Source organism: Ruegeria denitrificans, from assembly GCF_001458295.1.
GTDB lineage: Bacteria > Pseudomonadota > Alphaproteobacteria > Rhodobacterales > Rhodobacteraceae > Ruegeria > Ruegeria denitrificans.
Genome location: NZ_CYUD01000013.1, coordinates 24294 through 45843, shown reverse-complemented (window position 1 = coordinate 45843; position 21550 = coordinate 24294). Strand labels below are relative to the sequence as shown.

Sequence of the window (21550 nt, the reverse complement as noted above, 5' to 3'; positions counted from 1 at the left end):
CCATGACGATCTGGAACCTCGGCTCGATCAACGCTGACATGATTTATGCCGTGCCGCATTTGCCCGGACCGGGAGAAAGTCTGGCTGCCACAGGGATGGAACGGTTTCTAGGCGGCAAAGGGGCGAATATGTCCGTGGCCGCCGCCCGGGCCGGGGCGCAAGTGGCGCATATCGGGGCCGTGGGTCCCGATGGGCGCTGGGCGCAGGATCGTCTGACGGAATATGGCGTGGACACGCGCCATATTGACGGGGTCGAGGTTCCGACCGGTCATGCCATCATTGCGGTGGACGCACAGGGTGAGAACAACATCATCCTGTTCCCCGGTTCAAACCACGCCATCTCGCAGGATCAGTTGGGGCAGGCGCTGTCCTCGGCGCAGCAGGGTGGTTTGCTGGTGATGCAGAACGAAACCAACCTGCAAGTCGAAGCCGCAAAGATGGGGCGCGATCTGGGGCTGACCGTCTGCTACGCTGCCGCACCGTTTCAGGCTGATGCGGTTCAGGCCGTATTGCCTTATCTGGATTTCCTGATCCTGAATGAGATCGAGGCTGAACAGCTACGGCAGGCAACCGGACAATCCGTCACTGACCTTGAGGTCGAGCATGTGATCGTCACGTTGGGGTCGAAAGGCGCGCGGTACTACCATCGCGGCACGGCCTCGGACTTTCCGGCGTATAAGGTCAAGGCCGTGGATACCACCGGCGCGGGGGATACCTTTACCGGCTACGTTCTGGCTGGCATGGATCGTGGGATGCCGATGGCGCAGGCGGTTTCACAAGCAAACCGTGCCGCGGCCCTGATGGTCACGCGGCACGGCACGGCGGATGTTATTCCAGACCTTAAAGAGGTGCGCGAGGCGCGGTTCGATTAAGAGCCCGCGAATGGTGCGTCGCTGCCCCAAAGCTGCTTGACCCGGTCATCACGACCGCAAGCTTTGCGATAGGCTTTATAGGCGCTGTGCTGGCGCTTGGGGCCAAAGCGGGTCAGGACCAGTTTCTTTCCCTTATAGTAATCCTGATGATAGGCCTCGGCCGGGTAGAACGCACCTTTCTGTAGGATCGGCGTGACGATCTGCTGACCCAGCGCGTTTTGGGCATTGGTTTTAGCTTGCTGCGCTAACGTCTTTTCCGCAGTGTTAGAGACAAAAATCGCTGTTCGATAGCTGTCACCCCTATCACAGAACTGACCGCCTGCATCCGTTGGGTCAACCGAACGGAAGAACATGCTCAGCAAGGTTTCACGGGAAACGCGGGCCGGGTCAAAGGTGATCTGAACCGCTTCGTAATGACCAGTGCCGCCTTTGGTGACCTGATCATAGGTCGGGTTGGCTATTGTGCCGCCGGTAAAACCCGACACAGCGCCGGTTACGCCCGGAACGGATTCGAAATCGGATTCGACACACCAGAAACAGCCCCCAGCTACCGTCAGGGTCTCAGACCCGGCAGCGGGCGCAGGGGCAGCGCGCAGCAGAGAAACAAGTGCGATCAGCGAGAACAGAAGTGTCGGTTTGAAAAAATCGAGATAGGCGATGCGTGTCATAGCAGGTCTCCTTTTCGGGATCAGGCTGCCCTGACTTATGCGTAGGCGCAATCCGCTGACATGGTTTGTCACGGGGTGGTGAGACGAATTTATCGTCTTAACCCAGCAGCTGCCCCAGCTTCATCGCCACACCCATATTGCCCGAAATCTTGAGCTTGCCCAACGCCACACCGGTCATCGGGTTCAGCTTGCCGGTCAGCAATTTGGTAAGGTTGTCCTGAGATATGCGGATGGTGCAATCGGCGTCGCGATCCTGCGTAGTGGCCTGATTGTCGGCCAGAACAATCACACCCGCGTCGCCGCAATCAAATTTCAACGAGCCCTCAAAGCTCTTGCCGTTCAGACCTTTTTGAATCCCGTCGGCGATGTCCTGAAGCATCCTTGTCCCCTTCACAGTTCACGTATGCGTAAAGAGAAGGGGCGTTTAGGTGCAAGGGTGACCCAACTGGACCTTGCGGTTAAGATATACGCAAAATCTGCAAAGTCCGCTCGCAGGATTGACCGGTATAGAAGGCATCTAGCACAGCCTGAAACTCGGGCGGAGCTCCGGGAACGGATGAAAACAACGTCATGGAGGATCGCAGTTTCTTTGCGTCGATCCCGCCCAGAATGTCGATGGCATCGCGCCCTTGGTGGCGCAACATCAACCCTGCAACCTCAGTCAGGCGCTGGCGGAGCTCTGGATGATTCAGATAAGCTGTGGCCTCATCCAAATCCTCGATCCCGTAAAGCTGCGCCATATGAGACCGGCCAAGTTCGGCCAGTTGTGGAAACACAAACCACATCCAGTGACTGGTTTTCTGCCCTTGTTCCAATTCGCGCAGGACATCGGACCAGACCGCGTCCTGCGCTTCGATGAACAGCTCGAGTTCATCGTTGATATCGTCGTCGTCGATCACTTGGACAAGCGCTTGTCCCGCGCCGCCAGTAGTTTCAGGCGCAGCGCGTTCAGCTGAATGAAACCGGCTGCGTCTTTCTGATCATAGGCACCAGCGTCATCCTCGAAGGTCACATGCTCTTCGGAATACAGCGAGTGATCCGACCAGCGGCCCACAGTTGACGCCAGCCCTTTGTACAGTTTCACGCGGACGGTGCCGGTGACATGTTCTTGAGATTTGTCGATGGCGGCCTGCAGCATTTCACGCTCGGGGCTGTACCAGAAACCGTTATAGATGATTTCCGCATATTGCGGCATCAGCTGGTCTTTCAGGTGCATTGCGCCACGGTCCATTGTGATGGATTCGATGCCACGATGAGCCTCCAGCAGGACGGTGCCGCCGGGCGTTTCGTAGATGCCGCGCGATTTCATACCAACGAAACGGCCTTCGACCAGATCCAGGCGGCCAATGCCGTGCTTGCCGCCATATTCGTTCAGCTTGGTCAGGATGGTCGCGGGGCTCATCGCCTCGCCATTGATGCTGACGGCGTCGCCTTTTTCGAATCCGATTTCGATGAATTCCGGCTCGTTCGGCGCATCTTCGGGGTGGACGGTACGCTGATAGACATAGTGAGGCGCCATATCGGCGGGGTCTTCCAGAACCTTACCCTCTGACGAGGTGTGCAGCAGGTTGGCATCGACCGAGAAGGGAGCCTCACCGCGTTTGTCTTTGGCAATTGGGATCTGGTTCGCCTCGGCAAACTCCAGCAGCTTGGTGCGGCTGGTCAGATCCCATTCACGCCAAGGCGCAATCACCTTGATGTCGGGGTTCAGAGCATAGGCTGCCAGTTCAAAGCGAACCTGATCGTTGCCCTTGCCGGTCGCGCCGTGGGCAACGGCATCGGCACCGGTTTCTTTGGCAATCTCAACCAAACGTTTCGAGATCAGCGGTCGCGCGATCGAGGTGCCCAGAAGGTACAGGCCTTCGTATACTGCATTGGCGCGGAACATCGGGAAGACGAAGTCGCGGACGAATTCCTCGCGGATGTCCTCGATATAGATGTTTTCGGGCTTGATCCCCAGCAGTTCGGCCTTTTGGCGGGCAGGTTCCAGTTCCTCACCCTGACCCAGATCGGCAGTGAAGGTCACGACCTCACACCCATACTCGGTCTGCAACCATTTCAGGATGATCGAGGTATCAAGGCCACCGGAATAGGCCAGAACAACTTTCTTGGGCGCGGACATCTGACTTCCCCTTATGCGTAAGACGATTGGCCCCTAACGGGTTTTGAACGTGGGGGCAAGTTATGAGCGTTGACGCAGGGCAGGAATTGAGGTGAAACGGTTGTAAAGAAAACAATGTTTGGTTGAGAGGGCAGTTTCAGGATGTTGGGTTGGCAGATTTTTTTGCATTCGGTGCGGATGGTGTTTGGAAATCTCAAGCAGGTGCTTCAGATAACCGTTGGTCCAGCACTGATTGCGACTATCGTTATCGTTGGTGTGTTTTTAGCGCTTGGAATTCCGCTTGAGGCGCTTGATGACAACGCAGGCGAGTTGCCGCCAGGTGTAACCGCAGGTTCAGCCTTTGTATTTGTGGTGGTTTTGATAGCGGTAATGTTCGTCACCATGTTCTGGATCGCTGTGTCGTGGCACCGCTTTATCCTTTTGGAAGAGTATCCTACTGGAATACTACCGACATTCCGTTTCGACAGGATTCTTGCCTATTTCGGTCGTGTATTGTTGTTGGGGATTTTGATGATGATCGCATATATCCCCATGGGTTTGGTCGCTGCTGTATTAGGCGAAAGTCTTGCGCTGCTTTCGATCATTCTGGTGATTGTTTACACTGTTTTTCTGGTCATTTGTTTTTACCGCCTGTCCATCATTCTGCCGGCGGCGGCGATAGGAAGCCCCATCTCGCTCGGCGATGCTTGGAACAACACAACTGGAATTGGCGGTGCAATCTTGTTGCTCCTCCTCGTTGCATTCCTGTTCCAGGTTTTGGTACAAATAGCCTTCACCGTTCTGGCAATAATACCTGTGTTGGGCGTTTTGCTGACCGTTTTCTTCAGTACGCTTATACTTCCAATGATCAACGTCAGCATCCTGACCACAATGTACGGCGTCTTCATCGAAAAGCGCGCGCTGTCTTGAACCCGTACACATATGTATTCCTTGCCCTTTCAGCAGTGATGCGGCAGTGAAACTGTCATGACTGATTTCATGACCCGCGCCCGCACCGCCGAACAGGCGATGCGTACTGTCTTTCCCGCAACGCCACTGCAGCGGAATGCCCATCTGTCCGACCGCTTTGGCGCCGACATCTGGCTCAAGCGGGAAGACCTCAGCCCGGTGCGGTCGTATAAAATCCGTGGTGCGTTCAACGCTATGCGCAAGCAGCAGGAACAGAATCTGTTCGTCTGTGCCAGTGCGGGCAACCATGCGCAGGGCGTGGCCTTTATGTGCAAGCATCTGGACGTGAAGGGTGTGATTTTCATGCCGGTGACGACACCGCAGCAGAAAATCCAGAAAACCCGCATTTTCGGCGGTGACAACATCGAGATCCATCTGACCGGCGACTATTTTGACGATACGCTGGCGGCGGCTCAGCAGTGGTGCATGCAGCAGGGCGGGCATTTTCTGTCTCCGTTTGATGATGAAGACGTGATCGAAGGGCAGGCGTCGCTGGCTGTCGAGGTTGAGGCGCAACTGGGCGGCGTGCCCGATCATGTCATACTGCCAGTGGGTGGGGGCGGCATGTCCTCGGGCGTGGCGACATGGTTTGGGGATCGGACTCATTGCCTGTTTGTCGAACCCAAAGGCGGGGCGTGCCTGCACGCGGCCATGGCAGCGGGGCATCCGGTGGCGTTGGATCACATCGACAATTTCGTCGATGGTGCGGCAGTTGGGAAGATCGGTGCGAAACCGTTTGAGCTGCTCAAGGATCGTCACCTGTCCGACGTGCTGGTCCTGTCCGAAGACCGAATCTGCACCACCATGATCGAGATGCTGAATGTCGAAGGCATTGTGCTTGAGCCCGCAGGCGCGTTGTCGATCGAGGCGGTGACCGATGTGCAAAGCTTTATCCGCGGTAAGACCGTTGTCTGCGTCACCTCGGGCGGCAATTTCGATTTCGAACGTCTGCCCGAGGTCAAGGAACGGGCGCAGCGCTATTCCGGCGTTAAGAAATACTTCATCCTGCGCCTGCCACAGCGCCCCGGTGCGCTGAAAGAGTTTTTGGGCATCCTCGGCCCCGAAGATGATATTGCCCGGTTCGAATATATGAAGAAATCGGCGCGCAATTTCGGCTCGGTCCTGATTGGCATCGAAACCCGCAAGCCCGAGAATTTCGCACGCCTGTTCGCGCATCTGGACGAGGCTGGCTTTACCTATACCGACATCACCGAAGACGAGACCCTGGCGCAGTTCGTGATCTAGGACAGGTTTTCGGATTTCTCGGTCAGGAACTCAGCCTTAGACGTGTCATACACCGTCAGGATGGCGGGCAGATCGACGTCACTGGCCTTGCCTGCGGCGGCGTTGCGTTCTGCGTCCTGACACAGCTTGGAAAACCGGTCGAACCCCAGACTCAGCGCGCTGCCCTTAAGGAAATGCATATTCTGTTCCAGCTCAAGCCGGGCGGTGTCCTGATGCAGCCGGTCGATGGTTTCCTGAACCTCATCCAGAAAGATCTGCACCACCTCTTCGAATTCGCTGGCACCCACCTCATCCCGCAGCTGTCTGACCCTGGACCAGTCGATCATGTTCGGCCTCTCCACACATATCGCGACCTGACTTGGATAGCCCACGGCAAGTAAAGAGCGGGTTAAGCAATAAGACAAAGACGCCTTCACCGGATGTTAAACCGCCCTGCGCTAGGGTCGCTGCGTTCCGTAAAGGTCACAGTGCAGAGGGTTCAGGTGGCAGAGGGCAGTCAGGCAGAGGCCGGGTCCGATCAGGATTTTGGCGCGATCCAAAAGGTGCTGGTCGTCGATGACAGCCGGCTGCAACGTCGTATTCTGGTGGCCTCGCTGAAAAAGTGGGGCTTTGAGGTGTTTGAGGCCGACAATGGCGACGCCGCGATTGAGATGTGCGCCACCGACCCGCCGGATCTGGTTCTCAGCGATTGGGTGATGCCGGGGATGAGTGGGCTGGAATTCTGCCACGCCTTCCGGGCGCTGGAAAGTGATCAATACAGTTACTTCATCCTGCTGACGTCAAAAAGCGAAAAGCAAGAGGTGGCGCGCGGGCTGGACGCTGGTGCGGACGATTTCCTGATCAAACCGCTTGAGGCGGACGAGCTGCGCGCGCGGATCTCGGCCGGGGCGCGGATACTGGATATGCAGCGCGAGTTGTCCGAGAAGAACCGCATGATCGAATCCGCGTTGGAGGACCTGCGCGTCGCGCATGATGCCATCGACAAGGACCTGATTCAGGCGCGGAAAATTCAGGAATCTCTGGTTCCTGAACTGACGCGGGATTTCGGCAAGTCGCGAGTCAGTATGTTGCTAAAACCCTGCGGGCATATTGGTGGCGATTTGGTGGGGATGTTCTCGCCCGGGGTCAATCGGTTGGGGTTTTACAGCATTGACGTGTCGGGCCACGGCATCACCTCGGCGATGATGACGGCGCGATTGGGCGGCTATCTGTCCAGCAATCATTTCGATCAGAACGTGGCGATGGAAAAACGCTTTGACAAATTCTATGCGCTGCTGCCACCCGAACAGGTGGCTGAGATGCTCAATTGCCGCCTGATGGCCGATGCGGGAGTCGAAGAATATTTCACAATGGTTTATGCCATTGTCGATCTGCGCAACGGGCACCTTAAGATGGTGCAGGCCGGGCACCCGCATCCGCTTGTTCTGCGTCACGATGGCAGTGCTGAATTTCTAGGCGAGGGTGGGTTGCCCATTGGATTGCTGCCAGATGTGTCCTTTCAGCGGACCGAAACCTATCTGCAACCCGGCGACAAATTGATGCTGTATTCAGATGGCTTTACCGAATGCCGTCTGGCCAGTGGGGGTTTGCTGGAAGAGGAAGGATTGCAGGAGATGGCTCGCGATTGCATTCCCGGCCGCAGCGGTACCGAATTTCTGGACGATATGTTCTGGCGTCTGACACAAGCCATGGAACCGGGCAGCGGCATGGACGACGACGTGTCCGCCGTGTTCTTTGAATATAATGGGACTTAAAGCCTGTTCAGATGCCGGGTGGCAAAATGGCGATCGCCTTCATTGCCCAGCATCTGCACCGCAACAGCGGTGTCCATCCACAAGGCTTCGTGAAACTCTTCGCGGGGTGGTCCCTTCGGGCGGACGGGGCGGGCGCTGTAGATCATGCAGATCTTCTCGGCCCAGAGGTCATATTCGGGCATATAGGTGAACCGGCGAAAGGCTCCGATCCGACGAGGGGCTGCGATCAGCCAACCGGTTTCCTCGAACACTTCGCGGTGCAGCGCTGTGATCGGGGATTCACCGGGGTCGATACCACCACCCGGTAATTGCAATTCAGGGTTCTGGCCATCGTCGTACCACGTCACCAACAGGTCCTTTCCTTGCGGCAGCAGCGCATAAACACCCGGCCTGCGTGTATATGTACGCCCTTTTTCCGGGGTTTCACCGAACCGTCTGATCATGTATGGCCCCTTAAAACCCAATCTTGTCGACCTATATGATGCCGGTATGCCAACCTGTGGCGTGTAAGGAAACCCCATGTCTCTTGGAACGAAAATCGCGTGGGACGATACCGTCCTACCCTTTCAACTCGATGTATCTGATATACGCGGCCGCGTTGCCCGTCTGGATGGCGCGCTGGACGGCATTCTGAAACAGCACGACTATCCGGAAAAGGTCGAGGCGCTGGTGGCCGAGATGGCCCTGCTGACAGCTTTGATCGGCCAGACTGTATCGCTGCGCTGGAAGCTGTCCCTGCAGGTGCAATCCAAGGGCGCAGTACGTATGATCGCGACCGATTACTTTGCCCCCAAGGTCGAAGGTGAACCGGCCCGCATTCGCGCCTATGCCAGTTTCGACCGTGATCGCCTGACCGATGGGGTGCCGTTTGATCAGGTGGGTGAGGGCTATTTCGCCATTATGATCGACCAGGGCAAAGGCACGCAGCCATATCAGGGGATCACACCACTGGCCGGAGGCTCGATCAGCGCATGCGCCGAGGCTTATTTCGCACAATCCGAACAGCTGCCGACGCGATTCTCGCTCAGCTTCGGTAAATCGACCGAGCCGGGCGTCGGTGAGCATTGGCGCGCGGGCGGCGTGATGTTGCAGCACATGCCCAAGGCCTCGCCCTTTGTCGCCACCGGAGACGGTGAGGGCCAGATCCTGACCGCCGAAGATCTGGTTGATGGGGAAGAGGGTGAAAACTGGGGCCGCGTCAATATCCTGCTGGATACGGTCGAGGATCTGGAATTGATCGGGCCTTCGGTGGCGCCGACCGACCTGCTGATCCGGCTGTTTCATGAGGAACAGCCGCGGGTTTATGATGCCCAGTCGGTGCAGTTCGGTTGCACCTGTTCGGAAGACCGCGTGCGCCAAAGCCTGTCGATCTATTCAGCCAAGGACATCGAAAAGATGACCACGCCCGAAGGCGATGTGACCGCTGATTGCCAGTTCTGCGGCGCCCACTATGTGCTGGATCCGGGCTCGGTCGGCTTTGATGCGGATGACGCCTGATCCAACGGATCTGCTGCGGGCGGCCCTGCGCCGCCCCGGCCACGGGTCGAGTGATTTCGACCTGAACCCCGAAACAATCTTGCCCGAAGGTCGCAAGCTGCGCCCGGCGGGAGTGCTGGTTCCGATTACGCTGGCGGGTGACACGCCGCGGCTGATCCTGACGAAACGATCCTCGGCCCTGAAACACCATCCCGGCCAAATCGCTTTTCCCGGCGGCAAGCAGGATGATGGCGACGTGGATGTCACCGCCACTGCTCTGCGTGAGGCGCAGGAGGAAATCGGCCTGCCGCCTGATCTGCCTGAGATACTGGGCCACCTGCCGGCACATGAAACTGTCACGTCATTCACGGTGACGCCCGTCGTGGCGATCTTGCATGATCCGTTCCAACTGACACCCGAACCGGGTGAAGTGGACGAAGTGTTTTCGGTTCCGCTTGCACATGTCCTCAACCCTGCGAATTATATCGTTGAATCGCGCCGCTGGCGTGGTCACAAACGGTATTATTTCACGGTGCCGTTCGGCCCCTATTACATCTGGGGCGCGACGGCCCGCATGTTACGGGGAATGGCCGCACGGGTGAGTGAATGACGCGAATATCTGAGGCCTGGGTTACCGACTCGGCAACGCAAAAGGTCTGTGCGGCGTTGACCGACGCCGGTGCGCAGGCCTTGTTCGTAGGAGGCTGTGTACGCAACGCGCTGCTTGGGGCGCCGGTCTCGGATATCGACATCGCCACAGATGCACGTCCCGAGCGGGTAATGGAGCTGTCGCAGGCGGCGGGTCTAAAGGCCATTCCCACCGGGATCGACCACGGCACCATTACCGTGGTCAGCGGCGGTGCACCGCATGAGATCACCACCTTTCGGCGCGACGTGGAAACCGATGGCCGCCGTGCAGTTGTGGCCTTTTCCGACAAGGTGGAAGAGGACGCCGCGCGCCGCGATTTCACCATGAACGCGATCTATGCGCAGCCTGACGGCAGCCTTCTGGATCCGCTGAACGGGTTGCCTGATCTGCAAAACCGCCGCGTGCGCTTTATAGGCACCGCCGAGAACCGCATTCGCGAAGATTTCCTGCGGTCCCTGCGTTATTTCCGATTTCACGCTTGGTATGGTGATGCTGATGCCGGGTTCGATGCGGATGCGCTGGCCGCGATTGCTGCCAATCTGGATGGGCTGGCCAACCTGTCGCGTGAACGAGTGGGAGCCGAGTTTCTGAAACTTCTGGCCGCGCCTGATCCTGCGCCTTCAGTGGCTGCAATGCGTCAAGCAGGAGTTTTGGCGCAAGTGTTGCCGGGGGCTGAGGTCTGGTCGCTGGCGCCTTTGGTTGCGCTGGAACAGCAGGCAGGAGCCGAGCCTGAACCGATCCGCCGTCTGGCCGCCATTGCGGCACCTGATATTGCCAAGACCCTGCGCCTGAGCAAAGCACAGATGCAACGCCTGACCCGCATGCGGGATGAGGCAACCGGCACCGCCAGCGTTGCCGAGCTGGGTTTCCGCTATGGCGAAGAAGGTGGTTTGCACGAAACCCTGCTGCGCTGCGCCATTCTCGAACAGCCGTGGACTGAAACCTTGCGCACCGATCTGCACAAAGGGGCCGAGGCCGATTTCCCGATCAAGGCCACCGATCTGATCCCCGATTTCACCGGCCCTGCGCTGGGCAAAAAACTGGCCGAGCTTGAAACACGCTGGATCGCATCAGGTTTTACCCTGACCCGCGAGGAACTGCTGAGCATCTGACGCGAAGTCTCAAAAGGGGATGACAAATCAACTTCTTTGTGGTTTCGTGCGCCTGTCACAGGAATGGAGGGCTGCGAATGTATTACGGGATCTGGTTCGGCTAAGTCCGGAACACTTTAACCCGTAGGGGTGGTGTTCTGGCGCCATCTTTTTTCTTCGCATGACCTGTTATCTGCTCAATCGGAGCACTCTCCATGTTTCGCTATTTCGAAAATCTCGTTGACCCTTTTGCTGACTATACCGAGACCGACACGCCGCCCACGCGGTTGTGGCCTTTCATGCTGGATTATTCCCGGCCTTTCATGCGGGTGTTCTTCTGGGCTGGGCTGATTTCAGTCGTTGTCGCTGCGGTCGAGGTCGGGCTGATCTACTATATGGGTCGCGTGGTTGACCTGCTGTCCGGTTCTCCTGCCGAGGTCTGGCAAAAACACGGCACGGAACTGATCTTGATGGCAGTGTTTGTGCTGCTATTGCGGCCGATGCTGCATGTGGTCGATGTCTTGTTGTTGAACAACACGATCCTGCCGAATTTTGGCACAATTATACGCTGGCGGGCGCATAAGCACGTGCTGCGTCAGTCCGTGGGTTGGTTCGAAAACGATTTCGCGGGCCGCATTGCCAACCGGATCATGCAGACGCCCCCCGCCGCAGGCGAGGCAGTGTTTCAGGTTTTTGACGCGATATCCTTCTCGCTGGCTTATCTGATCGGGGCGGCGATCCTGCTGATGGCGGCGGATCCGCGTTTGCTGCTTCCGTTGCTGGTCTGGTTCGCTCTTTATGCTTTGCTGGTTCGATGGACAGTGGCGCGGGTTGGCCCGGCGTCCAAGGCGGCGTCCGATGCGCGCTCGGCGGTGACAGGGCGCGTGGTGGATAGTTATACCAACATTCATTCGGTCAAGATGTTTGCCCATGATGATCAAGAGTTGGACTATGCCCGCGAAGCCATCGCTGAAACCCGCCGCACCTTCCAGGTTGAGATGCGCATTTTCACAATCATGGATGCGGTTCTGGTCACACTGAACGGCCTGCTAATCGTCGGCGTGGTTGGTTGGGCCATTGCCTTGTGGATGCAAGGCAGCGCCTCAGTCGGTGTGGTTGCTGCAGCAACTGCGCTGACTCTGCGACTGAACGCGATGACCGGCTGGATTATGTGGGCGCTGACCAGTTTCTTTCGCCAGCTTGGTGTGGTGGCCGAGGGGATGGAGACGATTGCTCAGCCAATCGACCTGCTGGATTCGCGTGATGCAAAACCCTTGCAACTGACCAAAGGTCAGATCGAGGTTTGCAACCTATCGCATCACTACGGTCGTAAAACGGGGGGGTTGGATCATATCAACCTGACCATTCATCCGGGTGAAAAGATTGGCCTGATCGGGCGGTCTGGCGCCGGAAAATCGACTCTGGTCAAGTTACTTTTGCGGTTTTATGACGTAGAGAAAGGTGCGATTCTGATCGACGATCAGAACATCGCAAACGTCACGCAAGACAGTCTGCGCAGTCATATCGGTATGGTGCAGCAGGACAGTGCGTTGCTGCACCGGTCGGTGCGTGACAACATCCTCTATGGTCGGCCAGAGGCGTCCGAGGAACAGATGATCGCCGCCGCCAAACAGGCCGAGGCGCATGAGTTCATTCTGGATTTGCAAGACCCGCAAGGGCGCACTGGCTATGATGCGCATGTGGGTGAACGGGGCGTGAAACTCAGCGGTGGTCAGCGGCAGCGGGTGGCACTGGCGCGCGTGATCTTGAAAGACGCGCCGATCCTTCTGTTGGATGAGGCAACATCCGCCCTGGATTCCGAGGTCGAAGCCTCGATTCAGGAGACCCTCTACGGCATGATGAAAGGAAAAACCGTGATCGCAATTGCCCACCGGCTGAGCACCATTGCACAGATGGATCGTATTCTGGTCATGGACGCAGGCCGGATTGTGGAACAGGGCGGACACTCTGAGCTGCTGGCGTATGGAGGGCTTTACGCTCAGTTCTGGGCGCGGCAATCTGGGGGCTTCCTGAATCCGGAGGCAGCGGAATGAAGGTTGCCGACCTTATAGATCCGTTCAAAAACACCGACACGCCCCCGCCACAAACTCTGGGGGCGTTCATCCGCTGGTGCCTGTCGGGCGCGTGGCCGATGATCTTTGTCGCGGCCAGCTTTTCAGCGATGGCCGGCGCAATGGAAGCCGGGACAGCGTGGATGCTGGGCTTGATAATAGACATCGCGACCGAAAGCGGACCGCAGAACTTTTTCAACGCAGACAATCTGTGGATGATCCTTGGCGTCGTGGCGTTCTTCATGCTGCTACGTCCCGCGCTGTTTGGGCTGTCCTCGGTGACGAACAACTACATTGTCATGCCCAATGTGCCGCCGCTGGTGCTGGCCAAGCTGAACCGTTGGACCCTTGAGCAATCGATTACTTATTTCGACGATGATTTCGCGGGCCGAATTGCGCAGAAACAGATGCAGACCTCGAACGCGCTGGCCTCGGTCGTGTCAGAAACGATCAGCGCGATTGTGTTCGCGTTGGCCTCGCTTGCAGGTTCTTTGCTTTTGTTAGGCTCGATTCACCCCTTAGTGATGTTGCCCTTTGCTGTGTGGCTGACAGTGTATTTTTTGCTGATCCGCTGGTATCTGCCGCGCATTCGCGTCCGATCTGCGGCGCGGGCTGGCGCACGCGCGATGGTGTCCGGACAGGTTGTCGACACCATCACCAATATCAAGACTGTGAAACTGTTCGCCCATTCCGCGTTCGAGGATCAGGCCGCGCGAAACTCGATGGTCGATCTGCGTGAAAAGATGCTGGCCTTCGGCGCGCTGTCCGCCAGCTTCCGCTTTTTCCTGATGGTGCTGGCCGGAGTTCTTCCGGTTCTGCTGCTAGGGGCAACACTGCTGCTGTGGCGGAACGGTGTCGCGACGGCGGGGGATATTGTAGCGGCTGGCGCAATTTCGATCCGGATCGCGCAAATGACCGGCTGGGTCAGCTTCACGCTGATGGGGCTGTATGCGAATGTTGGTGAGGTCGAGAACGGCATGAAGACGCTTGCCAAACGCGACCGGGTCGAGGACGCCGCGCAAGCGGCCAGCCTGACCGTGACCGAAGGGCAGATTGATTTCGACCATGTAAGCTTTGCCTATGGTCGCGACGTGGGGGGTGTGTCCGATGTGAGCATGACAGTCCAACCGGGTGAAAAGCTGGGGATAGTTGGCGCCTCGGGTGCTGGGAAATCCACTTTGGTTTCGCTGTTACTCAGGCTCTATGACGGGGAAAAAGGCGTCATTCGCATTGACGGGCAAGATGTCAGCCAGGTAACGCAGGACAGTTTGCGTAGCCAGATCGGCATGGTCACGCAGGAAACTGCAATGTTCAATCGCTCGGCGCGTGAGAATATCCTGTATGGCCGCCCAAACGCGTCAGAAGACGACATGATTGAAGCGGCAAAGAAAGCCGAAGCGCATGAGTTTATTCTTAGCTTGCAGGATGCCCATGGCCGCACCGGGTATGAAGCGCATCTGGGTGAACGGGGCGTGAAACTCAGTGGTGGTCAGCGGCAGCGGATCGCTTTGGCGCGCGCTATCCTCAAGGACGCGCCGATACTTGTATTGGATGAGGCGACCTCGGCGTTGGATTCCGAGGTCGAGGCTTCGATCCAAACCGCGTTGCACCGGGTGATGCAGGGCAAGACGGTCCTGGCGATTGCACATCGCCTGTCCACGCTCAGCGAGATGGACCGGATCATCGTGTTGGATCAGGGGCAGATCGTCGAAACCGGCACCCATGATGCGTTGTTGGAGCAGGGCGGGCTGTACGCGCGGTTCTGGCATCGCCAATCGGGCGGGTTCATTCAGGCCGAAGCCGCCGAATAACGCACAAAGCGCGCTAGGGGGTTTTGTTGCGCGCAAAGCCCCGGTATCAGGCCCCCATGACGCAACAGTTCACCATAAACCGCCTAGGTCATCAGGGCGACGGTATCGCCGACGGCCCGGTTTACGCGCCGCGCACCCTGCCGGGTGAGGTGGTCAGTGGAACCTTGGTGGGTCAATTACTGACCGATATTCGGGTTGAAACTCCTTCGGATCAGCGGGTGAAAGCGCCCTGTCGGCATTACAAGGCGTGCGGTGGGTGTCAGTTGCAGCATGCCGCAGATGGTTTTGTGGCCGACTGGAAGGTCGAAGTGGTGCGCACTGCACTGGTGGCGCAGGGGCTTGAGACGCAGATGCGCCCGGTCCACACCTCATCTGAACGCTCGCGCCGCCGTGCCACGATCGCCGTGCGTCGGACCAAAAAGGGCACGCTTGCCGGGTTCCATGGCCGCGCGTCTGACACCATCACCGAAATCCCCGATTGTCATCTGCTGGACCCGACTCTGATCGCCGCCATACCGGTGGCCGAGGCGCTGGCGATTCTGGGCGGCAGCCGCAAGGGCGTTCTGGCCGTGACGCTGACCTTGTCCGAAGGTGGGCTGGATGTGGCCGTCAAAGGTGGCAAACCGCTGGACGGCCCGCTCGAGCTGACCTTGGCGCAGGCGACCGAGAAACATGGGTTGGCGCGGCTTAGCTGGGACGGCGAGGTGATCGCCATGCGCCAGGCTCCGATACAACGCTTTGGGGGTGCTGGGGTTGTGCCACCGCCCGGAGCCTTCCTGCAGGCGACAAAAGACGGTGAGCAGGCTCTATTAAAGGCGGTTTTGCAAGCGACGCAGGGGGCAAAGCGGGTTGTTGACCTGTTTGCAGGCAGTGGAACTTTCTCTTTACCTCTCGCCCAAAATGCCGAGGTTCACGCGGTCGAAGGTGAAGCCGCGATGACGGATGCGCTGGATCAGGGCTGGCGTCGCGCGCAAGGGTTGAAACGGGTCACGACCGAGTCCCGCGACTTGTTCCGCCGCCCGCTGATGCCCGATGAGCTGAAATCATTTGACGCCGTTGTGCTTGACCCGCCCCGCGCCGGGGCCGAGGCACAGATTGTCGAACTGGCTCAGGCGCAGCGCCCGGTGATTGCCTATGTCTCGTGCAACCCCGTTACCTTTGCGCGGGACGCAAAAATGCTTGTTAACGCAGGCTACACCCTTGAATGGGTACAGGTGGTCGACCAATTTCGATGGTCGTCACACACGGAACTTGCCGCGCGGTTTGTAAGGGGGCCCGCATCATGAGCAGACAGGAGAGTGTCAATATGGGCTTCAATCAGCGTTTGTTGGCCATCATCGACCATCCCACTTTTGGCCGGTTCATCACTGCGGTCATCATCTTTAACGCTGTGTTGCTGGGGATGGAAACATCGCCCACCCTGATGGAGGCCGCCGGACCCCTGATCGTGACGCTGGACACCATCTGTCTGGCCATTTTCGTGGCCGAGATCGCCATGAAACTGGTGGCGACCGGGCGGCGGTTCTTTCTGAGCGGCTGGAACGTCTTTGACTTTATCGTTGTCGGCATTGCCCTGATCCCCAGTGCCGGGGGGCTGTCGGTGCTGCGAGCGTTGCGAATTCTGCGGGTTCTGCGGGTCATTTCGGTCGCACCGCGCCTGCGGCGTGTGGTCGAGGGCTTTATCTCGGCCCTGCCGGGCATGGCCAGCGTGTTCCTGTTGATGGCGATCCTGTTCTACATCGGCGCCGTGATCTCGACCAAGCTGTTCTCGGCCACTTTCCCGGACTGGTTCGGCGATCTGGGCCTGTCGGCTTATACGCTGTTCCAGATCATGACGTTGGAAAGCTGGTCCATGGGCATCGTCCGCCCGGTGATGGAGGTCTATCCCTATGCCTGGCTGTTCTTCGTTCCATTCATCATGGTCACGACCTTTGCGGTGGTGAACCTGCTGGTCGGTCTGATTGTGAACTCGATGCAGGATGCGCACCATGCCGAGGATGAAGTGCGAACTGACGCCTATCGCGACGAAGTATTGGAACGGCTGGAAAGCATCGAGCGCCGCCTGACCGAACAGCAGCACATCAAAAAGTGATTTCAGTTTTTTGGATTTCTGGCATAATGCTGAAAAAAAAGAGCAGGCAGTGAAACATGGATCGTCGAGCATTTGGATTGGGCGCTATGGCAACGCTGGGCCTTTCGGCCTGTGCCTCAGCCAACCCACGATTTCTAACATACGATGGCCCCGAGGTGACCTCATTGGTCATCAACAAGGGTTCGCGGAAGCTGTATCTTCTGCACAACGACACCATTCTTAACGAATACAAGGTCGATCTGGGCTTTGCGCCAGATGGCACAAAGACCAAGCGCGGCGATGGTCGCACGCCCGAAGGCAGCTATCTGATTGACCGCCGCAACCCCAACAGCCGTTATCACCTGTCGCTGGGGATTTCCTACCCGAATTCCAGTGATATCGCGCAGGCCAAGGCGGCCGGTGTCGATCCGGGTGGCGATATTTTCATTCACGGTCAGCCGAAAAAGCGGTCGGAACTGAAACGCGCCAAGAAGACAGCGGATTGGACCGCTGGCTGCATCGCCGTGAAAAATGAAGAGATCGAAGAGATCTATGCGATGGTAAACCAGGGCACGCTGATCACGCTGCGCCCATAGACGGTTTCCACGCCCCAAACCCGAATTGCATATAGTCGCGCTGGTAGGCCTCGGCCGCCAGCGTTTCCAGTTTGTCGTCATATATCTCTGCCAACGTGAAAGGGATATCTGGTGCGCAACGCCCGGGTATTGGCGGCCTGTCATGTCCCATCTGCCGGGCAAGTGCGGGCAGTGTCGCGGCAATTTCGCCCTCGCGTAGGATCAGGTCAGGCAAGGCGAATGACGCCATCCCGTCCAATGCCTGAGATTGGCTGCACCACGTCCCATCCACACGAACTGGTGTCTGTCCCGCCAGGTTCTGACGCAAGAAGGTGAGAAAGGCCGAAAACGCTTCATAATGCTGATCAACCGGGTAATTGTCCTTGCGCAGCTGACCGGGGATCGGAATTTTGAACCTGTTGCGCAGGATGTTGCGGATTTTCAGATATGCGCCGGGTCCGGTGCTGAGAATATGAGAACAAAAGGCTGAATGCGCCCGCGCCAGAGGATGTTGCAGAACTGTGAATTTCCGTTGTCCGGGATGGGTTTGCAACCATTGGCGCATTTGTTTGCGGGTCAGATCGGTGATCAGCTTTTCGGTGCTGGTTGAATCCAGTTCAGCCATCCATTGAGTCACAGGTGCCTCAAGCCCACCTCGTATTGGCATATACATCAGAGGCGTCTGTGGTGTGGTAATGTAGCTTCCGACGATTGGTCCGCGACGGGGTTCGAAATTTGGGGTGCGATGCAGATTGAAACCGTCAATGCGGGCCAACGCATGTTCAGCCTCGCCGGGATTTGTCATCTTGGACAGAGTTGGATCGGGGTTCTGCGGCTTGATCGTGTCATCAATCGAAGCCAACCGCGCTGAAACACCCAACCAGGCGGCCAGACCGTTCAACACGTCCAGATTGGTCAGGTCGTCATAAGCAATGTAAAACCCGGTCTGACCTGTTCTTTGAAGAGTATTGAGCAGCAGGAGTTGAAAATCCTGCTGTTTTTCCAGGTACGATTCAAACTCTTCGGCATTGAATTCTACCTGCGCCTCGCGGCGACGCTTGATGTTTTTCAGTTGCCATTGCTTGGTTTCCCGTGCGATTTTCAATGAGACGTAACTGTCCAGGGGATTGCGCGTCAAAATGATTTTGGCGCAACGTGGATCGCCTAATACTTTCTCTAATACACGGAAATCATGGCCTTGAAAGAAACGGAATCCATTTAATTCTCCGGGTGCAGACTTGATCGCCTGCACCAGTTTCATCGGATCACCGTCACGGTCTTCCAAGGTCACACCCAGCAGGCTTTCGGATTGGAGACGTCCGATGAAATGTGGGTTAAATGCTTCACCAAAGCTGGTGACGCCGTCTAGCGCGTTCAAATTGAACTCAAGCAGGTTGGACCCGGTGCGCATGGCGGCGAGAACGACAAAGCAATCAAACCTGGATGTCATGACGAGCTATTGCACCAGATAGGGTTTCTTGAACGGCCGAACCTGCGCACCGAAGACATCATCTGTTGGAAAATCTCCCATCATATAGGGATGCATCCCCTGGTTCTTGAGGTTCTGCAGGAATTGCCCAAAGCCGGACAGATCCACCATTTTTGGCGCTTCGACCAGATGGCCGGCGCGTTGGGTGCCGATTTCTTCGATGACGGTCTGTATGGGCTCCATCGGTGATTCCACAAATTCCGCCAAGGACCAGGTGCGCACCCGCGCTTTGGTCCAGACCGATCCCAGAACTTCCAGCTGTTTGGTCTCAATCCGTTGCAGGCGCGCGGCCTCACAACGGATGTCAGCAAAGTTCAAATTTGACCGGAACAGTGGTATTGCCCAGGCCCCGGTGATGACCGAGATTTGTGCGTTCTTGTCCCGCGCCAGAAACCAGTTGATCTTTTGCGTATCGCCGGGGCCGAATTGAAAGCACTGTCTTTCACCGCGCGTGTTCCAGATCAGATTCGATACAAAGGCCGTTGGGTTATAATCGCGCAGAACCGCACAATCACTGAGCGCGCCGTTGGCGATCGAGTCCCCATTGGCGAATTCAGCCCGTTCGGGGCCAAACAGGTGCCCATGGACCCGTGCGCCCGTGGCCTCAGCCAGCCAGGGCTCGAAATCCTCGAACAGTTCGGTGAAACCCTGAAACACCGAATAGGGGAAAGAGGTCAAACCGTTTTCACTGCCATGACGGGGAAAACGGCTTTGCATGTACAGCCCGTCGCGTCCGCGGGTCCGACGCTCGACCGCTTTGGAAAATACCCGGTCGATCTTGCCCGGATTGGGTTCGGCCGGGCGCATGGCGCTGCTTTGATCGGTCAGAAACGCCTGATACAAGCGATCCGCGCGTGGCCAGATTTTCCGGGCCACAAAACAGTCCGACCGGCGCAACAGTTGCAGATGGTCGTCGTAGAAAATATGCGGCCGTCCCTGATAGTCGAATTTCGACAAGGTCAGCGACCGGCTTTCGATATGGGTTGAATAGAGCCGCGCCAGCGTCTGAAAATAGCTTTCATCCGGTATCCAAACACGCCGGAAGTAACGATCATAGGTCTGTCGCTTGGGGTCTTGCAGAATGGCAGACAAGGTCTGGCGGGTCAGGCACCACCATTGACTGCCCATATGCGGCACCAACCCTTCCGGGATCTTGCGACGCATTCCGATGGCGCGTTGCAGTTTTACATAGGCATCGAACAGCTTACGGCTTCGCCGCCAGGAAAACGGAAAGCGCAGGGTAAAACGTTCCTGATCCAGCCCACCGATGGTCCAGCTGACATCTGCGGTGGTGGCGCTTTCAATGAAATCTACACGCGGCCGGTCTGAAAGATAGTCAATTAGTTCGTCCATCGGCCGCAGAGGCAGGCAGGCACCCGATGACAGATAGACGTGATGGACGTCCGGAAAGGCCGCAAGCATCAGTTCTGCCGCCGATTGCGAGGCCGCGACAATACCCCAGCCACCCCATTCGCAGATATGACGATCCGAGAACCGAATCAGCGGCTCATCGGCGCATGAGGAAACGAATGCGGAGAAAATGCGATCGGAAACTTTGCCGTCCACATGAATCACCACCGGGCAGCCCGATGCCGTCCAGTGACGCGCCACCTGCTCGGCCCGGTGCAGTGCTGTGTGCACCAGCATGACGACGCCCAGACGGCTCATGCCCAGTTTCCTTTCGACATGAGGCCAAGAATCTCAAGCTGACGCCAGTTGATGTATTTCTCGGATCGGTCGCACCAGAATACCGGCTGCTCGTCCAATCCTTCGGCGTAAGCGCGATACTCGCCCGAGCGGCGGTAGTGCTGACCGCGCAGCATCTCTTCGCGGGCCTTCTCGCCCAGCGTACTGATCAGCTTGGCGTGCAACAAGGCACCGCTAGTCTTTTCGCCGCCCCATTCATCATAGACCTGGTTCAGCCCGCGCGGCAGCAGAGAATGGGTCGAACTGACATAGACATACCGCCGGTCCCATTTGACCAGAGGGATTTTATTTAACGCCGGTGCCTGCAAGGGGGCGTCCCGGAAGAACACACGGGCCCGCGGTCCGCCCTGAATCCACAGGTTCTTGTAGTCTGGATTCATGGTGATCATGTAATTGCCAGCATCAAACCAACGGGCGATCTGAAACGGGTCCTGTCCTTCGTGATAGGGTTCCGCATCCACTGGCCCCTGCGGATACATGTCGATCAGCATGGTGCCGAAACTGCGCACCGCGCAACCATCCAGCCAATCGGTCAGGGCGCGGATCGGGCGGGTGTCGCAAAACGGGTAGATAAAGAACTCATCCGGGTCGACCGTCAGCACCCAATGCCCGTGCGCGTATCTGCGCAGCAGGTAGTTCGACCAGTCCAATCCAAACGAGGCCCGTTTATAGCTAGCATTTGCCTGCCAGACGGATACATCCGGTTGGCTGGCCAGATATTCGCTCGAGCCATCATCGCTGTTGTTGTCGACGAACAGAAAATGGTCGATGCCCAGCTTACGGTAGTATTCCAGAAAATAGGGCAAGCGGATTTTCTCGTTCCGCAGAACGCTCATCAACAGGACATCATCGCGCCGGATATTGGCGCTCTTGTCAGAAACTGGTTTTAATTGCCGGCGTTTGCGTAGGCAACGCGCAAGACGACGCTTGCGCCGCAATCTCATCCGGTATGAATCCAACAGGCTCACGCGTCTGCTCAACCTTCTTGTTTACGCGAGCA

21 protein-coding genes are annotated in these 21550 nt (G+C 57.5%); 12 read left to right on the top strand and 9 right to left on the bottom strand.

Annotated features, from left to right (window positions below; all coding sequences use genetic code 11):
• The first annotated feature begins 2 nt into the window (after positions 1-2).
• Positions 3-872 (top strand): ribokinase, encoded by an 870-nt coding sequence (locus RUE5091_RS17960; RefSeq protein ID WP_058283326.1) that lies wholly within the window; start codon positions 3-5, stop codon positions 870-872.
• Here the strand turns inward: RUE5091_RS17960 and msrA are convergent.
• The 4 genes from msrA to RUE5091_RS17940 form a co-directional block, all read right to left on the bottom strand.
• On the bottom strand, positions 869-1540 hold the full coding sequence (gene msrA / locus RUE5091_RS17955) for a peptide-methionine (S)-S-oxide reductase MsrA (RefSeq protein ID WP_058283325.1): 672 nt from the start codon (positions 1538-1540) through the stop codon (positions 869-871). The genes RUE5091_RS17960 and msrA overlap by 4 nt on opposite strands.
• Positions 1541-1637: 97 nt before the next feature.
• Positions 1638-1919 (bottom strand): SCP2 sterol-binding domain-containing protein, encoded by a 282-nt coding sequence (locus RUE5091_RS17950; protein WP_058283324.1) that lies wholly within the window; start codon positions 1917-1919, stop codon positions 1638-1640.
• A gap of 79 nt (positions 1920-1998) precedes the next feature.
• The gene (locus tag RUE5091_RS17945; protein ID WP_058283323.1) at positions 1999-2439 is read right to left on the bottom strand and encodes a DUF1810 domain-containing protein; all 441 of its coding nucleotides are present in this window, start codon (positions 2437-2439) and stop codon (positions 1999-2001) included.
• Positions 2436-3662, bottom strand: coding sequence for an argininosuccinate synthase (locus tag RUE5091_RS17940; protein WP_058283322.1), 1227 nt, complete (start codon positions 3660-3662; stop codon positions 2436-2438). The genes RUE5091_RS17945 and RUE5091_RS17940 overlap by 4 nt, the downstream gene beginning before the upstream one ends.
• A gap of 141 nt (positions 3663-3803) precedes the next feature.
• Between RUE5091_RS17940 and RUE5091_RS17935 the strand changes: the two genes are divergently transcribed.
• Together RUE5091_RS17935 and ilvA are read left to right on the top strand one after the other, a co-directional pair.
• A complete protein-coding gene (locus RUE5091_RS17935) occupies positions 3804-4571 on the top strand; it encodes a hypothetical protein (protein ID WP_058283321.1) in 768 nt (255 codons plus the stop codon).
• 57 nt (positions 4572-4628) lie between these two features.
• Positions 4629-5855, top strand: a complete 1227-nt coding sequence (ilvA, locus tag RUE5091_RS17930; RefSeq protein WP_058283320.1) for a threonine ammonia-lyase IlvA — start codon at positions 4629-4631, stop codon at positions 5853-5855.
• On the opposite strand, the gene RUE5091_RS17925 is transcribed toward ilvA, so the two are convergent.
• On the bottom strand, positions 5852-6181 hold the full coding sequence (locus RUE5091_RS17925; RefSeq protein ID WP_058283319.1) for an Hpt domain-containing protein: 330 nt from the start codon (positions 6179-6181) through the stop codon (positions 5852-5854). The two genes, ilvA and RUE5091_RS17925, sit on opposite strands and share 4 nt — an antisense overlap.
• Positions 6182-6337: 156 nt before the next feature.
• Here RUE5091_RS17925 and RUE5091_RS17920 point away from each other — a divergent pair, with 156 nt between their 5' ends.
• On the top strand, positions 6338-7609 hold the full coding sequence (locus RUE5091_RS17920; protein WP_058283404.1) for a PP2C family protein-serine/threonine phosphatase: 1272 nt from the start codon (positions 6338-6340) through the stop codon (positions 7607-7609).
• Here RUE5091_RS17920 and RUE5091_RS17915 read toward each other — a convergent pair.
• A complete protein-coding gene (locus RUE5091_RS17915) occupies positions 7606-8052 on the bottom strand; it encodes an NUDIX hydrolase (protein WP_058283318.1) in 447 nt (148 codons plus the stop codon). The genes RUE5091_RS17920 and RUE5091_RS17915 overlap by 4 nt on opposite strands.
• A 76-nt stretch (positions 8053-8128) precedes the next feature.
• Between RUE5091_RS17915 and hslO the strand changes: the two genes are divergently transcribed.
• From hslO to RUE5091_RS17875, 8 genes are all read left to right on the top strand, one after another.
• Positions 8129-9106: an Hsp33 family molecular chaperone HslO gene (gene hslO / locus RUE5091_RS17910; RefSeq protein WP_058283317.1), complete on the top strand. Its 978-nt coding sequence runs from the start codon at positions 8129-8131 to the stop codon at positions 9104-9106.
• On the top strand, positions 9096-9695 hold the full coding sequence (locus RUE5091_RS17905) for a CoA pyrophosphatase (protein WP_058283403.1): 600 nt from the start codon (positions 9096-9098) through the stop codon (positions 9693-9695). The genes hslO and RUE5091_RS17905 overlap by 11 nt, the downstream gene beginning before the upstream one ends.
• On the top strand, positions 9692-10846 hold the full coding sequence (locus RUE5091_RS17900) for a CCA tRNA nucleotidyltransferase (protein WP_058283316.1): 1155 nt from the start codon (positions 9692-9694) through the stop codon (positions 10844-10846). The genes RUE5091_RS17905 and RUE5091_RS17900 overlap by 4 nt, the downstream gene beginning before the upstream one ends.
• 194 nt (positions 10847-11040) lie before the next feature.
• A complete protein-coding gene (locus RUE5091_RS17895) occupies positions 11041-12879 on the top strand; it encodes an ABC transporter ATP-binding protein (protein ID WP_058283315.1) in 1839 nt (612 codons plus the stop codon).
• Complete coding sequence (locus RUE5091_RS17890) at positions 12876-14708, top strand: ABC transporter ATP-binding protein (protein WP_058283314.1); 1833 nt, start codon at positions 12876-12878, stop codon at positions 14706-14708. Before RUE5091_RS17895 ends, RUE5091_RS17890 begins: the two co-directional genes overlap by 4 nt.
• A 56-nt stretch (positions 14709-14764) precedes the next feature.
• Positions 14765-15994, top strand: a complete 1230-nt coding sequence (locus RUE5091_RS17885) for a class I SAM-dependent RNA methyltransferase (protein ID WP_058283313.1) — start codon at positions 14765-14767, stop codon at positions 15992-15994.
• Between the two features lie 20 nt (positions 15995-16014).
• Positions 16015-16800: an ion transporter gene (locus RUE5091_RS17880; RefSeq protein ID WP_058283402.1), complete on the top strand. Its 786-nt coding sequence runs from the start codon at positions 16015-16017 to the stop codon at positions 16798-16800.
• Between the two features lie 56 nt (positions 16801-16856).
• Entirely contained in the window at positions 16857-17375 is a 519-nt protein-coding gene (locus RUE5091_RS17875) for a L,D-transpeptidase family protein (RefSeq protein ID WP_058283312.1), read from the top strand.
• Here RUE5091_RS17875 and RUE5091_RS17870 read toward each other — a convergent pair.
• The 3 genes from RUE5091_RS17870 to RUE5091_RS17860 are packed head-to-tail and all read right to left on the bottom strand — an operon-like array spanning position 17359 to position 21494.
• On the bottom strand, positions 17359-18804 hold the full coding sequence (locus RUE5091_RS17870; protein ID WP_058283311.1) for a hypothetical protein: 1446 nt from the start codon (positions 18802-18804) through the stop codon (positions 17359-17361). The two genes, RUE5091_RS17875 and RUE5091_RS17870, sit on opposite strands and share 17 nt — an antisense overlap.
• 6 nt (positions 18805-18810) lie before the next feature.
• Complete coding sequence (locus RUE5091_RS17865) at positions 18811-20511, bottom strand: DUF5927 domain-containing protein (RefSeq protein WP_058283310.1); 1701 nt, start codon at positions 20509-20511, stop codon at positions 18811-18813.
• Positions 20508-21494 carry a glycosyltransferase family 2 protein gene (locus RUE5091_RS17860; RefSeq protein ID WP_058283309.1) on the bottom strand — a complete coding sequence of 329 codons (987 nt, stop codon included), beginning with the start codon at positions 21492-21494 and terminating at the stop codon, positions 20508-20510. The genes RUE5091_RS17865 and RUE5091_RS17860 overlap by 4 nt, the downstream gene beginning before the upstream one ends.
• Positions 21495-21550: the final 56 nt, after the last annotated feature.

Coding starts and splice junctions, on each gene's coding strand:
- RUE5091_RS17960 (WP_058283326.1), top strand. CDS start 3: ATGACGATCTGGAACCTCGGCTCGATCAACGCTGACATGATTTATGCC.
- msrA (WP_058283325.1), bottom strand. CDS start 1,540: ATGACACGCATCGCCTATCTCGATTTTTTCAAACCGACACTTCTGTTC.
- RUE5091_RS17950 (WP_058283324.1), bottom strand. CDS start 1,919: ATGCTTCAGGACATCGCCGACGGGATTCAAAAAGGTCTGAACGGCAAG.
- RUE5091_RS17940 (WP_058283322.1), bottom strand. CDS start 3,662: ATGTCCGCGCCCAAGAAAGTTGTTCTGGCCTATTCCGGTGGCCTTGAT.
- RUE5091_RS17935 (WP_058283321.1), top strand. CDS start 3,804: ATGTTGGGTTGGCAGATTTTTTTGCATTCGGTGCGGATGGTGTTTGGA.
- ilvA (WP_058283320.1), top strand. CDS start 4,629: ATGACTGATTTCATGACCCGCGCCCGCACCGCCGAACAGGCGATGCGT.
- RUE5091_RS17925 (WP_058283319.1), bottom strand. CDS start 6,181: ATGATCGACTGGTCCAGGGTCAGACAGCTGCGGGATGAGGTGGGTGCC.
- RUE5091_RS17915 (WP_058283318.1), bottom strand. CDS start 8,052: ATGATCAGACGGTTCGGTGAAACCCCGGAAAAAGGGCGTACATATACA.
- hslO (WP_058283317.1), top strand. CDS start 8,129: ATGTCTCTTGGAACGAAAATCGCGTGGGACGATACCGTCCTACCCTTT.
- RUE5091_RS17905 (WP_058283403.1), top strand. CDS start 9,096: ATGACGCCTGATCCAACGGATCTGCTGCGGGCGGCCCTGCGCCGCCCC.
- RUE5091_RS17900 (WP_058283316.1), top strand. CDS start 9,692: ATGACGCGAATATCTGAGGCCTGGGTTACCGACTCGGCAACGCAAAAG.
- RUE5091_RS17895 (WP_058283315.1), top strand. CDS start 11,041: ATGTTTCGCTATTTCGAAAATCTCGTTGACCCTTTTGCTGACTATACC.
- RUE5091_RS17890 (WP_058283314.1), top strand. CDS start 12,876: ATGAAGGTTGCCGACCTTATAGATCCGTTCAAAAACACCGACACGCCC.
- RUE5091_RS17885 (WP_058283313.1), top strand. CDS start 14,765: ATGACGCAACAGTTCACCATAAACCGCCTAGGTCATCAGGGCGACGGT.
- RUE5091_RS17880 (WP_058283402.1), top strand. CDS start 16,015: ATGGGCTTCAATCAGCGTTTGTTGGCCATCATCGACCATCCCACTTTT.
- RUE5091_RS17875 (WP_058283312.1), top strand. CDS start 16,857: ATGGATCGTCGAGCATTTGGATTGGGCGCTATGGCAACGCTGGGCCTT.
- RUE5091_RS17870 (WP_058283311.1), bottom strand. CDS start 18,804: ATGACATCCAGGTTTGATTGCTTTGTCGTTCTCGCCGCCATGCGCACC.
- RUE5091_RS17865 (WP_058283310.1), bottom strand. CDS start 20,511: ATGAGCCGTCTGGGCGTCGTCATGCTGGTGCACACAGCACTGCACCGG.
- RUE5091_RS17860 (WP_058283309.1), bottom strand. CDS start 21,494: ATGAGATTGCGGCGCAAGCGTCGTCTTGCGCGTTGCCTACGCAAACGC.